We start from the raw sequence: 17150 nt of genomic DNA on the forward strand, positions 1-17150 counted from the left end.
CAGTCCCCAATACCCAGTCCCCAGTCCCTATGATTTACCAAGCACAACCACCTTTAGAATTTATCCCTCCGGCGTTTAATCCTTTATTGTTGCGATGTGTTCACCTGTTGTTACCAACGTGGATACGCACTCAAACTGCTATTAACCAAATTGAAGCTGATAATGTCAAGGTTTTAGCACATTTATATCATCAGTTTCAAATGGGGAAAATCCGCTTTTTGTTAGCGTTTCGCCATCCTAAAACTGACGATCCTTTTGCTTTGGTGTATTTGCTGTCTCAACTTCTGCCGAGGGTAGCACAACAGCAGGGTGTACCATTAAAAGCTCCAATTCATGCTCATTTTATCTACGATCGCGGTATTCCTCTGTGGGCGGGTGACTACGTTGGTTGGCTTGCGTCAAAATTGGGTGGGACTCCGATACAACGGGGTAAAGCTGACTGGACTGGGTTACGTTCCGCACGGGATTTGTTTGTTAATGGAAAGTTTCCGATGGCTGCTGCACCAGAAGGTGCGACTAATGGACTTTCAGAAATCATCAGCCCGATAGAACCTGGAATAGCTCAAATGGGTTTTTGGTGTGCTGAGGATTTGCAAAAGGCTGGACGCACGGAGCAGGTTTTAATTGTACCAGTTGGGATTAAATATAGTTATGTTGATGCACCTTGGGATGCGATCGCTCAACTTTTAGATGATTTAGCTGAGGCTAGCGGTTTACCTGTAGATACAAGCGCAAGTAGGCAGACACCAGATTTACAGTCACTTTATCCCAGGTTGTTGACTTTAGCTGAACATTTGTTGTCTTTGATGGAACAGTTTTACACGCGCTTTTATCATCAAAAGCTGACACCAGTTACGGAGGAAGTGAGCGATCGCAATCAAGCGTTAGCATTAAGATTACAAGCGTTGTTAAATGCGGCGTTAGAAATAGCCGAGCAATATTTTAATTTACAACCAAAGGGAGAATTGAGCGATCGCTGTCGGCGGGTAGAGCAAGCTGGCTGGAATTATATATTTAGAGAAGAGTATAAGGATATTAAAGGATTATCTGCGGTTGAGAGAGCATTAGGCGATCGCGTGGCGGAAGAAGCGAATGCTAGAATATGGCACATGAGATTAGTAGAAAGTTTCGTGGCGGTTTCTGGTAACTACATCCGCGAAAAACCGACAGTAGAAAGATTTGCGGAAACAGTTTTAATTTTATCCAAGATGATTGCTCAAATTAAAGGGGATAAAGCTTTTCATAGTTCGCCATTGGGTAAACAAAGGGTAAAACTAACGATTGGTGAACCGTTATCTGTATCGGAACGTTACCCAGATTATCAAAAAAGTCGCTTAGGTGCGAGACAAGCTGTGGCTGACTTGACGAATGATTTACAACAAGCGTTGGAAAATTTGATTTAATTCTAGTTCGTAGTAAGGACTTTAGTCCTTACAATCCCTGCTACTCAGCAACTAATATCCTCAAAAAATATTTGAAAAGTATTGTTATTAACATCAAAGTTTTTCAAACCTAACCCCCCTAGCCCCCCTTCCCTACAAGGGAATGGGGGAATTATGTAAAGACATTTCATGAAACATCTCTACATTTCCTTGTCAAACATCATCTAACCAGGAAATACCTTAGACAAATCCAAAACTAAACTAGGAAAACATGGCAAATTAACTGACTCATTTGCTAGAAAAACTAACTTACGCCGATAGCCAAAATTACCTTTTAAATCATGATAAGGTTCGCTGTAACATTCCAGACAATTATCTAATAAATTAAATATCCAATAATCAGAAATACCTGCTTCTGCATAGACAGGTAATTTTATTTCTTGGTCATATTTCAAAGAAGAATCGGCAATTTCAATTAATAGTAATATATCCAATGGCTGAGGATGATTTGCCAGATAATCATCAAGCGTATTTTTAGCGATAACCATATCTGGTTCTGGTGCGCTGTTGTCAGAGATAATAATCGGTTCTTGTCCTCTGAGAGTAGCTTGTTCTCCCATCAGTTTGAATAACTCTCGATACAAGCGAGTAAGACAAACAGAGTGGGGTTTACCTTTTGCTACAATTTCAAATATTTCACCCTTGATTAGTTCAACTCGTTCATTCTCTGCAAAAAAGCCGAGTTCTCCCAAACGGTGATATTCATCTACAGTAAAACGTTTAGTAGTAGTGAGACTCATAACATTTATGGGAAGTCAGGGTTATTTTGATTTTATATCAACAGAGAAGAGATTGCGATCGCCGTTTGCGTAGCTTGCTTCCCCGTAGGGGTATGCTTATCGCGCTTAGAGACTTGCAAAGAAAAAATATCTAATATGTAGGGTGCGTCAGTCAGAGAAACCCTCGACATGACAAGAAATTATTCGTACTGACACACCCTACTAACTGATCATCATGTTAAATTAGCAAAAGCTTTGGGCGTTTCACTTAGTAATCTAACTACAGGAGTTGATTAGATGCCTTCCCCTTATCAAGGTTTACCGGAAGAAGAATGGTTGATGAAAACTCAAGAATTGGTAGAAGCTCACCCTTTAGATTTTGAGACTATTAAGGATGTTGCGCTCAAATGTTGGAAAACTCTCTGGTCTACAACTATTGGCGAAGACAACCTTGCAATAAATCTTTCTGATCTGGATATTCCTGCGACTATCGTAGGTTATTTTTTTGAAAAATTGTTTGCTAAGGAGCTTCAGATAAGACACCCTCAACTTTGGCGGGGTGGTAAAAGTAAAGAAGAGAAAGATCTTGTTTATATTCCAGATAATTTATATTCTATTGAAATAAAAAGCTCAGGACAGATGGGAAATAAAATATTTGGTAATAGAAGTTATGGACAGAATGTAGAGAATATTGAATTGGAGAAAAAAGAAAAATCTGGATATTATATTACTGTAAATTTTTATAAACAGTCTCTTAACCTGATTAGGTTTGGATGGATTGATCATTCTGATTGGAAGGCTCAGAAATCCCAAACAGGACAAGCATCCGGTCTAGATACAAAAGTTTATAAATACAAATTACTAAAGATTCCAGGAGATTATCAACTAAATGCTCCTGTTGGTATTTTGAATGGTGTCGGTTCAAAAACTTTAGAGGTTTTTCAGCAAGAAAGTGTGTTAACTATTCAAGATTTAAAGAATTATCAAGGAGATAATAAAACCATTTTAAAATTTAAAAATAAATTAGATGAGTATAACTGATATCTTGCACCATTCTCAATAAGCGTAGGGCGATGCACTGCCCCAAACGGACAAATAAGAGTTTGAGCGAATTTTTAGCTGTGCATCGCCTGAGTTTAATTGCAATAAAGCAACTGGTGCAAAATGTAAAATAATTTACCTTAACTTTTGTACTGATAGTCAAAATTTTTGGTTTGAGTCTATATTCTTGTTTTTTTTGTCAAATTTACACTAATAAGTTTGAAAATAAAACTTATACTTAACCACTTTCAATCACCTGATTCAATATATTTAAAAGAATCCTATAATATCTATTATTGATAGTTATTAGCTCTTTGACGTTTAAATTCTTCAAATCTACTGACTGCCATTTCACAATAGTCAGGTCTGATTTCAAAACCTAAAAATATACGCCCCAGTCCTACTGATGCTATACCAGTAGAGCAAGAACCAGCAAAGGGGTCAAGTACAAGCTCTAATTGATTCGATGAAGCTCTAATAACTCTCTCTACAATACCTAAAGGGAACTGAGATGGATGTCCGGTGCGCTCTTTTGAACTTCTTTTTGTCCCTGTAGTCACCTTGGGAAATTCCCAAACATCAGACGGATTTTTACCTAATGGGTTACAGCGGTATTTACCATTTTTCTTTTGATTGGGATATTTAACATTAGGGTCACGTATATCGTCTAGATTAAATGTATATTCCTGAGCATTCTTGATATAAAACAACCATTTTTCATTGCGTGGACTTAGACGGTATTTTGTTGATACACCTGCGCCATATTGCCACACGACTTCTTGGAGTAAATAGAAAGGTGATTTGTCCCATAATAAATAGGGGATGGGTACGCATAAACCTTTATTGGGTACTTCTAGATATCCAATATTTAGCCAAAATGCACCATTAGGTTTTGTAATTCTATGAATTTGATGTATCCATTGAGAACACCATTCAATGTATTCCTCAACAGACATTGGTGTTTCATATTCTTTCCCAATGTTATAGGGTGGAGATGTAACTGTTAAGTCAACTTTGATATAATTAGAATCTATTTTTTGTAGAAAATTACTTGAGTCACCCTGATAGAGAATAAATCCCTCATCAGAATAGAAAGGTTTACCTATTAGTTTGTATAGTTGTGCTTCTATGACTTGTTGGTGACTGAGTAATTGGCACTTTAAATTACTAGAAAAAGGCTTTAGTAATGAAGGTGGTGCTATTTGAGTTATTTTATGCTGCTCAATACCCTCAGCCACATAAGTATTGTGTTCTTTACTCGCTATTTTTCTTTCTTTGTCTTCTGTAATTGATACTTTCATATCTTATTTTTATTTGTATTTATTTGCTATATAAATATTATCACTAAATAGCCTAATTCCTATAGAAGTAATGGCTCAATTTTTGCTTGCACTTCTTCAATGACACTTTCTGGGACAGACTCAACAAATTGAACACCAAGAATTTTCCAGTCTAAACACTTGATTTGATCCGCAAGAATCACACCGCGAATTTTCAAATCAGACGGTAAAATAACTTCAAAAGGATATCCTTTTTGCTGCTTTGTGATAGGCATAAATAAAGCCAAGGAACTTTTCTCATTGTACCTGCGCGGCGAAATCACAAAAGCAGGTCTATATCCCTGTTGTTCATGTCCTTTTGTCGGGTCAAAATCTAAGTAGACGATATCTCCCCGACTGGGAATATAGTAATTCTCTGGTGTCACCAAACTTCATTCCCCACAGCTATTCCACTATCAATCTCACCATGAACATTCTCTGGTGTAATGGCATCAATTAGTTCATTAAGTGAGTATCGCTTGCGGGTTTTGGGTTTAATTACTAGACTACCATCTATGACAGCAATCTCTACTTCTACCCCTTCGGTTAAATGAATCTCTTTCGCTAAATGCTGGGGAATCCGAATTGCAAGACTATTTCCCCACTTAGCAACAGTCGCAGCCATAGGCTTATACTTCTATATCCATTATGTATATACTTAGTATCTACATTGTAGTAATTTTGTAAAAATTTAGCAACTATTGGGAGCAATTATATTAGGAGAATTTTTCAGCCAAACGACTGTTAATACTATATATAGCGGTTTGCAAGCCGGATAGAATACAGATTTATCTGCGTACCCTACGGGTAGGCTTACGCCATCGTAAGAGAAGCAAGCTATATCTGCGTGCATCTGCGTTCAATTATTTTGCTTCTCACTGATTTGAGAACCAAGAAAAAAGCGATCGCCTGATGGGAAGCGATCGCTTCATATTATCCAGAGGAAAATTTACTTAATTCCCGAAACTGCCATAATTTCGGGTTCGCTGATTTGGGGTGAGAAGAAACCTTTAGCGTATATCCGGGGATTTGCTTCAGCGATTTGAGTATAGGATTCCCGCACCTGCGTATTAACAGCTACAGTTTTCACATCGTACATCTGAGTAGCTATCTTAGGATAAACACCCACACCAATAATCAATACCAAGAAGCAAGCGGCAATAAACACTTCTCTCGGCGTAGCATCTTTATACACTGCTTGGCTAGGTAATAGACAGTCTGTACCAAAGCAAGCTGTACCTTCGTCTTCTTGGTTTTGGTAAGCCGCATTATTAATGTTGCAAGATAATTCTGCACCAGTACCGTAAAATACCTGTCTCATCATCGACAGCAAATAAATCGGTGTGAGAATAACTCCCACGGCGGCGAGGAATACCATCACAGTACAGAAAGTTGAACTGTAAATGTCGCTGGTGGTAATACCGACAAATACCTGAAGTTCGCTGACAAACCCACTCATGCCAGGGAGTGCTAAGGAAGCCATTGCACCAGCAGTGAACAAGGCAAATACTTTAGGCATGGCTTGCCCAATACCGCCTAAACTATCCATAGCCATTGTGTGGGTGCGGTCATAAGTTACACCAGCCAAGAAGAACAATACAGCCGCAATTAAACCGTGAGACAGCATTTGCAGCATTGCACCACTGACACCGACATCGGTAAAGGAAGCGATACCTAACAGCACAAATCCCATGTGAGACACAGAGGAATAGGCGAGGCGGCGTTTCATGTGGGTTTGGGCGAAGGAGTTTAACGCACCATAAATAATATTGATTACACCCAAGGTTGCTAAGACAGGCGCAAAATAAATATGGGCATCAGAAAGTAATTCTAAATTTAGGCGAATTAGTCCATAACCACCCATTTTTAGCAATACACCCGCCAAAATCATTGATACAGGTGCAGAGGCTTCACCGTGGGCATCAGGCAACCAAGTATGTAAGGGGAAAATCGCTAGTTTGACACCAAAAGCAATTAATAATCCAGCGTAAAGTGCTAATTCTAAAGCGAGGGGGTAATTCTTAGCCCCTAGTTCTACAATATCAAAGGTGGTATTGTCTCCGTAGAGAGCCATTGCTAGCCCAGCTACGAGAATAAAAATGGAAGCTGCTGCGGTGTAAAGTAAAAATTTTGTGGCAGCATAACGGCGTTTGGGGCCGCCCCAAATAGATACTAGAAGATATACAGGAACCAGTTCCAGTTCCCACATAATGAAGAATAGCAGCAAGTCTTGAGCGACAAACACGCCAATTTGTGCAGAATACAGCACCAGCATCAAGAAATAAAACAGGCGTGGTTTGAGGTTAACTTGCCAAGCTGCAAACATCGCGAAGGTAGTGACAAATCCAGCCAGCAGCACAAGCGGCGCGGATATCCCATCGACGGAAACAGCCCAGCTAAAACCCAACTGAGGTATCCAGGCGTATTTCTCCACGAGTTGAAAAGTTGCACTGCTAGCATCGTAATGCTGCCAAAAGGTGTAGCACATCAAGGCAAAGTCCGCGATTCCTACACCCAGGGCATACCATCGCACCAGCTTACCTTCCTTATCTGGCAGCAGGGGAATGAGAAAGGAAGCAACGAGTGGCAGTAGAATAATCGCGGTTAGCCAAGGAAATCCATCAGCTATCATAGTATTGAGCAAATATACTTATTTGTGAATAAGTCTATTCTATTAAACTTTGTAAACTTATCCAAATAAATATTTGTGATACCTGACTATAGATGCAACTTATTGCATCACCTTGCTTCAATGACCATAGTAGAGATTTCACAATGCAGTCGCTTGTAGGTGCGTCAAAACCCATGATTTCGTGGAATTAACAGATTTTCGACTCTGACGCACTCTACTAAAATGTTTATTCCTGTTGGTGGCAAGTGTGTTCAGCAGTTAGGTATTGTTCTAACAGGGAGGCGATCGCTTGCGGGCAATTTTTCTTATACTTTTTCTTACCTAGCATTAAAATACAGTTAGGCGCACTGCTACAGCGTTTTTGACAGTTGGTGTGTTCTATGGTGACTTTATCGAGTAAACCGCGATCGCACAAAGTTTGTTCTAATTCCGACAGTAAACCTTTACCGCCCCGTTTCATGCAACCGGATTTTTGACACACCATAATCTTGGCTGGTGTTTGCGCTGATTCATCTGCATGGAAAATTGCGCGATCGCTAATTTTGATCACCTGCTGCGCTTTCAGCTTAATTGTACCTTTATAGCGGTTTAACTTACTAATTCCATAAATATTAATTGGTTCACCGATTTCTAAAGATGAACGCAAAGCAACGCGCAACTTTTTAGGTAGTTTAATTAACACATTTCCAGAAGGTATTCCCAAGCTGAGATATTGATTTTTTCTCGGTTTCTTACCCAGAAAACCTAAGAAATCACCCTCAAGATTAAACTCTGATAACGTCAAATATTTGTCACCCATGTTAACCGTAAAAAAGGGAGTAGGGAATGGGGAGTAAGGAAGATTAGGAATTTTGGATTTTCGATGAGATTCCAATCCAAAATCCAATCTCAAAATTAATTGCTAGATTTTAAGCAAGTCGTTTAGCTTCTACGGTTTTAGGTAAATTACTGGCATCTGGGATTTCCCTAAATTCTAATTCCCAACCGTTAGCTAAAGTTAAAATTTTACCTTCAGCCCCATCTGTTTGCTTAACTACTACTTCCTCTAAATCTTTTTTGGCAACATAAACTGTTAAATTGCCAGCATCATTCATCCGTAACATCACTTTCATAATTTTCCTCAGCAGATTCTAATTCTTTTTCGCGACAACCAACAATGATTCCTTTTTCCAAGAAATGCACAGCATAAATATAGGAACGCTGTAAAAAAGTTCCTATACTGGAGACGTAGCCAATTTCTCCTTTCTTTGCTAAAACTTCTCCGATTTCTCTCCCTGGAAATGTGCCATCATTCTTAATCAGTTTGCGAAGTCTGACTTTTTCTCCCAGTTCAAACACTGGTTCAGAATCTAATTCGTATTCATCGCGTTGCATGAGAATACCTCTGTTCTTTTACCAAGTTCAGCAGTTCTTCTGTAGTTAAACTGCGTTTTTTCTTGACAGACTGTTGGCGCACAGCATCTAAAACAGACTGGGTTTCTTCTGGGTTTAAGAAAATACCATGTTGCTGTAGTAAGCTAGTTACCAAATGTCGTCCAGAATGTTTACCTACAACTAAGCGGCGTTCCCAACCGACTTCTTCCGGTGCAAAGGGTTCGTAGGTGTCAGGGTTTTGCATAACTCCATGAGCATGAATTCCTGACTCGTGAGCAAAGGTATTTTCACCAACGATCGCCTTCCAAGGTGGTACATTAGCACCAGAGGCAGCCGCTACCAGTTGTGACAATTCCAACAACCGAGGTGTATCAATACCCATATCTACGCCATATATGCGTTTGATGGCCATAACCACTTCTTCTAAAGCGGCGTTACCTGCTCTTTCACCCATACCAATGACTGTAGTATTGACAGATGTCGCTCCAGCTTTAATTCCCGCTAAAGCGTTAGCTGTCGCCATACCGAAATCATTATGGGTATGAATTTCTACCGGAATCGATAAGACAGAAACCAGTTGCTTAATTTCGCCGTAGGTGGTGAAAGGATCAAGAACTCCTACGGTATCGCAAAAGCGAAAGCGTGATGCACCCCACTCTTGGGCTGACAGTGCGACATCCAACAGGAAGCTTTCATCAGCCCTGGAGGAATCTTCCCCCCCGACTGCTACCCAAAGACCTTGATCAACTGCAAAGCTGATACAATCTTTAAGTTTTTGCAGACTTACCCGCCATTGTCCGTGAAATTTCGCAGCGATTTGGATACCCGACACAGGTATCGCAATATGCACTCGCTTCATTCCACAAGCAATAGAAGCTTTAATATCTGAGATGACGGCGCGATTCCAAGCTAGAAGTTCTGCACGTAAACCTAAGTTAGAAATGGCTGAAATCGCTCGCATTTCTTCCTCACCCATCGCCGGAATCCCTACTTCTAATTCAGGAACGCCGATGCTATCGAGAAATTTGGCGATCGCTACTTTTTCTTCTAAACTAAACGCCACACCCGCCGCTTGTTCACCATCACGTAATGTAGTGTCATTAATGAGAATTTTCTTCATCTCAAACATCCCTCTTAGCAATTTTTCTTAATATGCTTTTTGCGGTGATAGTCAATTTTTCTGCACTTCCTGATATTGGTAAATGCTTTAAATTCTCACCTTTAATAATTCATCTTCATCATTTCTAAATATTAGCTAAACATAAACTACATATCTGTATGGCAGAGAACCAAAACTATGTATAATTTAAGAATATATTTGCAAAGTTTACGCTTGTTTATTAACTAAAAATCTGCCAATGCAAACATAAACATTAGCAGAAAAAGCATCAAATAATTTTGTTAGCAAATTGAGAAATATTGTTTTCTTAATACAGGTTATTATGCGTTAATATTTGGTTTTATGATTTACTAAGTATCAAGAAATTACAAAAAACTATCTACTAACTATTGTTATATAACCAATCTAAAATTTTTTCTAGTTGTTCTAAATTAACTAAGCCATACTGCCAAAGCAACATGGGTAAAGGGCCATGGTCAAACTGTCGATGTTTGAGAGCTACACCAATATCTTCATCAGACAGCGCAAGCTCAGTATGTAAAAAATCTAGCAATTCCATATCATTTTTTTGAGTGTTCATCATCAGCTATTTAATTAATTCTTTAGAAAATCAGGAAAAAAGGAAATTTCTCGAATTTTAGAAATTTCTTATTCTAGAACATCAATATTTACAGGACAATAATTAAGATGTTGTCGGAGGATAACTAAACTGCAACTAAAAAACAGAGCTTAATAGTTGCAATCAAAATTCAGTCCTGAGATACTACGGAATGGAGAAAGTGAGAAAACTGCTCTAGTAATGGTTGCAATGCCAGCAAGATTCTAACCAGTCTACTAATTGATGGCGAGGAGCGAGAAATTGCATGACTGTACTACGAACTAAAATTGCAGCTAGCCAGGTATTAATCTGTACCCGTAAAGAGCCATCAGGGGGACAGGAACAGGGAATCATCAACTCTTGCAAGCGGTGATAAATTTGCCAGCGATCGCCCAGAGGTATCTGCAAAACTTGATCGGCGAAACCGTCAGAACTATCAGGTGATAGCATAATTACTTATCTTTAGTCAACAGTTCTTGGGCTTGAGGTTGACTGGAGAGGGTTTGCAGTTTGTGTTCCAGTTGCTCAATGCGAGTCACCAGGGAGCGAATAACATTAGCTTCCACATCAGGTAATTTGCCGTGTTCTAGGGGGGATAAATTATTTTTTTCTTTGCGGGTGATAATCCGTCCGGGAATTCCGACAACTGTGCAATCTGGAGGAACATCACGCAAGACAACCGAACCAGCACCCACCCGAACGCGATCGCCAAGGTGAATATTGCCTAAAACCTTAGCTCCCGTGCCTAACACCACGTTTTTACCCACTGTAGGATGGCGTTTACCGCTTTCCTTACCAGTACCGCCTAAAGTCACACCTTGATAAATCAGGGTGTAGTCTCCCACAATGGCAGTTTCGCCAATCACAACACCCATACCGTGGTCGATAAATACCCCTTTACCTATCTTTGCACCTGGATGAATCTCGATCCCAGTTAAAAATCGAGCCAGATGAGAAATGAACCGGGGAAAGAAAACCACTCCGCGACGGTGTAACCAATGGGCGAGACGATGTAAACTGATAGCGTGCAATCCGGGATAGCACAACACCACCTCTAGCCAATTGCGCGCCGCAGGATCACGTTCAAAAATAATCTGAAAATCACTCAACAATGGCTCTAAGAAATTGCCAGAGAGTAGATTTTTCAGCAGGGATGTATTTGTAGAATCTGGGGGATTCTCGATACTGTCTAAGGACTGTTGCATCGGTACTGTCTGGTTAAAAGAGCCGTGTGCTATTTTTATGCTTATATCAGGTGACTCCCAACAGGACAGTACACTATGTCTCGATTGGATTTATTGGATTGATTAAGGTTGTACTCAACTACTTTCAACCCAGATTTTTACAACCTGAAAAATTTGTTTTGGGTTAGGGGTGCTAGTATTTCAGGGTAGGGGTACTAGCATTTTTTGGGTAGGGGTTTCAGAATTTGTGTACTCACCATCAAATGCTTTGCCTGTAAGCATTTACAAAGATTTTATCAAATTATTTTACGATATATTAAGCTGTACTCATTTGCTCGGAAATGGCAAGTAGACAGGACTACAAGTTAAATTTCTGTATCCCTAATTACGATTAGTATTTTATGGTTTTGACACGCATTCAACCAATTTACAGCAGGGAACAGGGAACAGGTTTGAAAGTCTCTTAGCATTAAGTTTTGTTCCTAAAATTTGTACCTCATTTACCCCAAATCTGCTGTATTAAGTTTGTTTTCGCCATAAAAAAGCATTGTAGAGACGTTGCATACAACGTCTCTACATCATTTATTTAGTTATTTGGTGCAACGTCATAGAGAATTGTTATAACGCACCACAGCCGTAATCATGATGCGTTACTACTAATGACTAATGACTAATAACTAATGACGACAAAATCATCGCTGTAACAAATGCCAACATTGTTGAGCGATCGCCCAATCTTCTTGAGTATGAATAACTAACACCCGCACTGTAGAATCAGGAGTGGCTATATCCTCATCCACAGGTTGATTTTGATTTTTCTCCTGATCAATTTTTAACCCTAAAAACCCAAAAGCTTCACAAACAGCTTGACGAATTCCGGCGGATTTTTCTCCGATACCTGCGGTAAATATCAACACATCTAAACCGCCTAAATTCGCCAACATCGAACCCACCCCAGCCTTTAAACGATGCACAAAGATATCCCAAGCCAGTTGAGCGCGATAGTTTCCTTGGGTAATAGCTGCCATTACCTGGGGTAAATCGCTGGATACGCCCGAAATTCCTCGTAATCCTGAAGCTTTATTGAATACATAATCTAGTCTTTCAGCCGAGTAATCATATTGTCGCATCAGGTAAACAATAATCCCCGGATCTAAAGAACCGCAACGGCTACCCATCATCAACCCATCTAGAGGTGTGAAACCCATTGTTGTATCAATACTGCGTCCATTTTTGATAGCTGCGAGAGAACAACCATTACCAAGATGACAGCTAATGATTCGCATAGATGCTAAATCACGTCCGAGGATTTGCGCCGCACGAGTAGAACAGTATTGATGACTGATACCATGAAAACCATAACGGCGGATACCTTGTTCTACCCATTCATAGGGGCCGGGATAGATAGCGGCGGCATCGGGGAGAGTGGCATGAAAACCAGTATCAAAAACTGCCACTTGGGGGACATTGCCCAAACTGTATTCGATAGCGGCAATACCTTCCAAAGCGGCGGGATTATGGGCTGGAGCGAGATTAGAAAGACTGGCGATCGCCTGTTTAACTTCCTCTGTAATTATTACAGGTGTGCGGTAACTTTGCCCACCATGAACCACCCGATGTCCCACCACATTGATTTCTGATAATTCACCTAATACCTTAGTAGTACCCCGGCTGAGAGTATAGAGCATATAGGCAACGTGCGCCTGACGAGAATCGCCATAAATAGATTCGTGCAGCTTTTCACCCGTGGCGGTTTTCACCTCAATTTCTGCCACACCCCTGTCTTGAGTCCAGTTAACCTTACCTTCCCAGAGGGGTTGGGGTGGTTGATTTGGAATAGCATCATCAGGGATTTCATACAGACAACTTTTTTGGCTGCTAGAACCAGCATTCAAAACTAATACTTTCATTACTTTTTAAGATTTGATGTTTGTGAACGATAAACTCTCTGTTTTCTCAATTTCGAGTATTTAAAACTTATTACCGATAGTCAGGGAAAAGCAAAGACGTGAAACGTTTCAAGCAGCTATCCTCAATTGTGTTCTTGTTAATAGCCTTCATCTATCCGTCGGCTATAGCAGAAGCTAAGGATATAGGGACTAGGAATTTGGTAGAAAATGGGCTGAATACTAAGCTGACTGAGCAAAGTGCAGAGTCAGATACAAATTTAGCAAAAGAAGAAACCAGCGAAGAACTTTTACTAGCTAATCACAGAAATAGACGACGCTATCACCATCGTAGACGGCAGCATCGACATCATAGAAGACACTACAGGGGAACAGGGCGTTATCAACGCAGTTATTATCGTGGACAATACTATCGTCGTGGACGATGGCAGCGAGTCCGTGATGCTCATGGACGATTAATCTATGATTGGCGGCATTATTAAACCAAGTCAAACTTTCAACGTTAAAAGTCAAAAGTTAAAAGATTTTTTCTTTTTACTTTTGACTTTTTTTGTTGTCAGCATGAAAATTGCTGGAGAATTGGAGGGCTAGAGCCGCTCACTACAAACCCTAACGGCTAGCTACTGTATCTTCTAGGTGAGACAGTCTTTGTGCTAGTAGTTTTTCTAGGTCTTCTAGTGCGGCGGTAAAGCCTTTGATACCTTCGTCTAGTTTGTCATAGGCCATGCGGTCAGCAACGTGCATTTTGTCGAAGGTAGCTTTATCAATAGATATTTTTTGAATATCTGAAGTAGCTGCTTTTGCGGGGTCGAGTTTGCGGGGTAAGTCGCCAATGGTGGCTTGTAATTCACCCAACAAAGCTGGGGAAATGGTCAACAAATCACAACCTGCCAATTCGGTGATTTCGCCGATGTTACGGAAGCTTGCGCCCATAACTTCGGTTTTATAACCGAATTTTTTGTAATAGTTGTAGATTGTGGTGACAGATAATACACCAGGGTCTTCCGCAGAGGGGTAGCTATCTCTGCCGGTTTCTTTTTTGTACCAGTCGAGGATACGTCCCACGAAGGGGGAAATCAGGGTGACACCAGCTTCGGCGCAAGCGATCGCCTGATGTAAACCAAATAGTAGAGTTAAGTTACAGTGAATTCCTTCTTTTTCCAGAATTTCTGCGGCTTTGATACCTTCCCAGGTAGAAGCAATTTTAATTAACACACGTTCTGGAGAAATGCCAGCAGCTTTATACTGAGCAATCAATTCTCTTGCTTTAGTAACTGTCGCTTCAGTATCGTAGGATAAACGGGCATCTACTTCTGTAGACACACGACCGGGGATAATTTGCAGAATCTTTAAACCAAAGGAAACCGCTAAACGGTCAAAAGCCAAAGTCACAATTTGACTTTGGCTTGCACCTGCACCTGCGTCTTTTTTCGCTTGCAGTAAGGTTTGGTCAACAATATCCTGATATTCTGGCATTTTAGCGGCTGCCGTAATCAGGGAAGGATTAGTGGTTGCGTCTTGGGGTTTAAACTTTTCAATGGCTTGAATATCACCGGTGTCTGCCACCACCACAGTCATCGCCCGCAATTGTTCTAGTAAATTTTTAGACATAAAATACTCCATCAAGGTCGTTTATTTAGGATTTACACTTCCCCTCTTCTTCACACCCGTTCTGATTCCTTACAATTCTGATTTTGGCAACTTTTCTTAACTATTGCCCATTGACTGAAGCCTCAGCCTAATTTTAAGGTGTTATGCGGCGATTGGCTGTCCAATAGAATGCACTTTAATTAAGCTAGTTGTTCCTGATTTACCAATTGGCACTCCAGAGGTAATAACTACTTGATCCCCTTCATGTACAAAACCTGTTCTCAGGATGGTGCTGACCAAATTTTTAAACATTTCTTCAGCATTATAAACAGGTGGGATTAGTAAGGGTTCGACACCCCAAGATAAGGCTAATTGATGATAGGTGGTTGCGTCGGGAGTTAAAGCAAAAATCGGTGTGCTGGGGCGGTATTTAGACACAAGTTTGGCTGTACTGCCTGATGTGGTGTTACATAAAATCGCCTTTGCGCCTGTTTCGTAGGCGATACGACAGACAGCTTCGGCAACAGATTCAGTGACGCTGAGACTACCGCCTTCATGTCTCCAAGAGTGTTTACTAGCCTCTTGCAACGATTTTTCTGTTTCTATAGCAATATTGTGCATTATCTGCACAGCCGCAACGGGGTACTCTCCCACAGCCGTTTCCCCGGACAGCATCACCGCATCTGTACCATCGAGGATAGAGTTAGCTACGTCTGTAGCTTCTGCACGGGTGGGATCGGGTGCGCTAATCATGGACTCTAACATTTGGGTGGCGGTAATCACTGGTTTACCTGCCTGATTGCAACGGTGAATGATATCTTTTTGAATCAGGGGGACTTCGTGAATTGGCATTTCTACCCCCAAATCACCACGGGCAATCATAATAGCGTCGGCGGCGGCGATAATAGAGTCAATTTGCTCAACTGCTTCTGGGCGTTCAATTTTGGCAATGACGCGAATAGATAAGCCCGCAGCTTCAATCATACGCTGGGCTGGTTCTAAATCGTGAGGCGATCGCACAAACGAAACCGCCACCCAATCAACACCCAACTGCATCCCAAAGCGTAAGTCCTGCAAGTCTTTTTCGGTGATCGAACTCACGGGTAGACGAGTTGCTGGCAGGTTTACCCCCTTGCGGGTAGAAATTAAACCACCGATTTTTACTTTTGCCCGGATGCGGTCGGCATCGCGATCGCACACAATCAACTTTACCCGACCATCATTAATTAAAATCGGCTCTCCCGGTCGTACCATTGCGAACAAAGTCGGCAAAGGTAAGGGTAATTCATTGATATCCTCACCCTTGTCTTTTAAAACAAAAGTGACTTCATCACCAGCTTCCACCGTCAACCCTTCCGGTGGTAAAGTTCCTAAGCGGATTTTCGGCCCACATAAATCTTGCAACAAAGCTACAGGCTTTTGTTGGTCAGCACTAATTTGTCTCAGAGCCTGAGCAGTTTGGGCATGAACCTCATAAGCCCCATGAGAAAAATTCAACCGCGCCACATTCATCCCGGCTGCTACCAACGCTTGCAGTCTATCTGGTGCAGAGCTAGCAGGCCCTAAAGTACAGATAATTTTTGTTCGACGCATAGATGTGAGGGAATGGGGACTGGGGATTAGGGATTGGGGATTGGGGACAAATCAATTCAAAATTCAAAATTCAAAATTCTTGCATTAAAGAGTTTTTGGGGAAAAATCTCCCTCATCTAAGTTTCTTAATTACGAATTGCGAATTGCGAATTGCGAATTGGTATAACTCCCTCATCTCCCCCACTCCCTATTCCCCTTTCCCTTCTTAAACCGCAGCCAATTGTTCTTTCTGTGCCATTGACAACATTAAGTCAACTACACGGTTGGAGTAGCCCCACTCGTTGTCATACCAAGCGACCACTTTGAAGAAGTTGGTGTTTAATTCAATACCAGCACCCGCATCAAAAATACTGGAGCGGCGATCGCTTTGAAAATCTGTAGACACTACTTCTTCATCTGTGTAACCTAAAACCCCTGCCAATGAACCCTCAGCAGCAGCTTTCATCGCTGCACAGATTTCTTTGTAACTGGTGGCTTTGTTAGTTTTGAAGGTTAAATCCACTACAGAAACATCCGGGGTAGGCACGCGGAAAGCCATCCCAGTTAATTTACCCTTCAACTCTGGTAATACCAGTGCGACTGCTTTCGCCGCACCTGTGGAAGAAGGAATAATATTTTGGGCTGCACCACG

Annotated in this window: 18 protein-coding genes and 1 pseudogene; 3 read left to right on the forward strand and 16 right to left on the reverse strand. The window is 41.0% G+C overall.

Annotation, left to right across the window (positions count from 1 at the left end; all coding sequences use genetic code 11):
- Positions 1-29: 29 nt before the first annotated feature.
- Positions 30-1403 (forward strand): glycerol acyltransferase, encoded by a 1374-nt coding sequence (locus tag A3775_RS15070; RefSeq protein WP_066384389.1) that lies wholly within the window; start codon positions 30-32, stop codon positions 1401-1403.
- A 203-nt stretch (positions 1404-1606) separates the two neighbouring features.
- Here A3775_RS15070 and A3775_RS15075 read toward each other — a convergent pair whose 3' ends face one another.
- Positions 1607-2182, reverse strand: coding sequence for a Uma2 family endonuclease (locus tag A3775_RS15075; protein ID WP_066384391.1), 576 nt, complete (start codon positions 2180-2182; stop codon positions 1607-1609).
- A gap of 276 nt (positions 2183-2458) precedes the next feature.
- On the opposite strand from A3775_RS15075, the gene A3775_RS15080 reads away from it, so the two are divergent.
- Positions 2459-3202, forward strand: a complete 744-nt coding sequence (locus A3775_RS15080) for a ScaI family restriction endonuclease (protein WP_066425643.1) — start codon at positions 2459-2461, stop codon at positions 3200-3202.
- A 293-nt stretch (positions 3203-3495) separates the two neighbouring features.
- On the opposite strand, the gene A3775_RS15085 is transcribed toward A3775_RS15080, so the two are convergent.
- From A3775_RS15085 to A3775_RS15140, 12 genes are all read right to left on the reverse strand, one after another.
- Entirely contained in the window at positions 3496-4503 is a 1008-nt protein-coding gene (locus A3775_RS15085; RefSeq protein ID WP_156481647.1) for a site-specific DNA-methyltransferase, read from the reverse strand.
- Positions 4504-4562: 59 nt separating this feature from the next.
- Positions 4563-4907, reverse strand: coding sequence for an endoribonuclease MazF (mazF, locus tag A3775_RS15090; RefSeq protein WP_231867019.1), 345 nt, complete (start codon positions 4905-4907; stop codon positions 4563-4565).
- A complete protein-coding gene (locus A3775_RS15095) occupies positions 4904-5146 on the reverse strand; it encodes an AbrB/MazE/SpoVT family DNA-binding domain-containing protein (RefSeq protein ID WP_066384397.1) in 243 nt (80 codons plus the stop codon). The genes mazF and A3775_RS15095 overlap by 4 nt, the downstream gene beginning before the upstream one ends.
- A gap of 324 nt (positions 5147-5470) precedes the next feature.
- Entirely contained in the window at positions 5471-7153 is a 1683-nt protein-coding gene (locus A3775_RS15100) for an NAD(P)H-quinone oxidoreductase subunit 4 (RefSeq protein WP_066384400.1), read from the reverse strand.
- 226 nt (positions 7154-7379) lie between these two features.
- A complete protein-coding gene (locus A3775_RS15105; RefSeq protein WP_066425648.1) occupies positions 7380-7952 on the reverse strand; it encodes a (2Fe-2S) ferredoxin domain-containing protein in 573 nt (190 codons plus the stop codon).
- A gap of 109 nt (positions 7953-8061) precedes the next feature.
- Positions 8062-8265 (reverse strand): putative nitrogen fixation protein NifT, encoded by a 204-nt coding sequence (gene nifT / locus A3775_RS15110; RefSeq protein ID WP_066384404.1) that lies wholly within the window; start codon positions 8263-8265, stop codon positions 8062-8064.
- Positions 8240-8527, reverse strand: a complete 288-nt coding sequence (locus A3775_RS15115; RefSeq protein WP_066384405.1) for a nitrogen fixation protein NifZ — start codon at positions 8525-8527, stop codon at positions 8240-8242. The genes nifT and A3775_RS15115 overlap by 26 nt, the downstream gene beginning before the upstream one ends.
- Positions 8514-9647, reverse strand: coding sequence for a homocitrate synthase (nifV, locus tag A3775_RS15120; protein ID WP_066384460.1), 1134 nt, complete (start codon positions 9645-9647; stop codon positions 8514-8516). Before nifV ends, A3775_RS15115 begins: the two co-directional genes overlap by 14 nt.
- Positions 9648-10029: 382 nt before the next feature.
- Positions 10030-10227, reverse strand: coding sequence for a DUF2949 domain-containing protein (locus tag A3775_RS15125; protein WP_066384407.1), 198 nt, complete (start codon positions 10225-10227; stop codon positions 10030-10032).
- 213 nt (positions 10228-10440) lie between these two features.
- Positions 10441-10695 carry an Asr1405/Asl0597 family protein gene (locus tag A3775_RS15130; protein WP_066384409.1) on the reverse strand — a complete coding sequence of 85 codons (255 nt, stop codon included), beginning with the start codon at positions 10693-10695 and terminating at the stop codon, positions 10441-10443.
- Between the two features lie 2 nt (positions 10696-10697).
- Positions 10698-11450, reverse strand: a complete 753-nt coding sequence (cysE, locus tag A3775_RS15135; protein WP_066384411.1) for a serine O-acetyltransferase — start codon at positions 11448-11450, stop codon at positions 10698-10700.
- A 671-nt stretch (positions 11451-12121) separates the two neighbouring features.
- Positions 12122-13339: an acetate kinase gene (locus tag A3775_RS15140; protein WP_066384413.1), complete on the reverse strand. Its 1218-nt coding sequence runs from the start codon at positions 13337-13339 to the stop codon at positions 12122-12124.
- A 98-nt stretch (positions 13340-13437) separates the two neighbouring features.
- Between A3775_RS15140 and A3775_RS24310 the strand changes: the two genes are divergently transcribed.
- The gene (locus tag A3775_RS24310; RefSeq protein WP_156481648.1) at positions 13438-13818 is read left to right on the forward strand and encodes a hypothetical protein; all 381 of its coding nucleotides are present in this window, start codon (positions 13438-13440) and stop codon (positions 13816-13818) included.
- Between the two features lie 127 nt (positions 13819-13945).
- Here A3775_RS24310 and A3775_RS15145 read toward each other — a convergent pair whose 3' ends face one another.
- From A3775_RS15145 to A3775_RS25065, 3 genes and pseudogenes are all read right to left on the reverse strand, one after another.
- Positions 13946-14947, reverse strand: coding sequence for a transaldolase (locus A3775_RS15145; protein ID WP_066384462.1), 1002 nt, complete (start codon positions 14945-14947; stop codon positions 13946-13948).
- Positions 14948-15088: 141 nt separating this feature from the next.
- Positions 15089-16519, reverse strand: coding sequence for a pyruvate kinase (gene pyk / locus A3775_RS15150; RefSeq protein ID WP_066425650.1), 1431 nt, complete (start codon positions 16517-16519; stop codon positions 15089-15091).
- 205 nt (positions 16520-16724) lie between these two features.
- A pseudogene (locus tag A3775_RS25065) lies at positions 16725-17150 on the reverse strand (type I glyceraldehyde-3-phosphate dehydrogenase); the annotation flags it as partial.

The organism is Anabaena sp. 4-3, from assembly GCF_001597745.1.
Lineage (GTDB): Bacteria > Cyanobacteriota > Cyanobacteriia > Cyanobacteriales > Nostocaceae > Trichormus.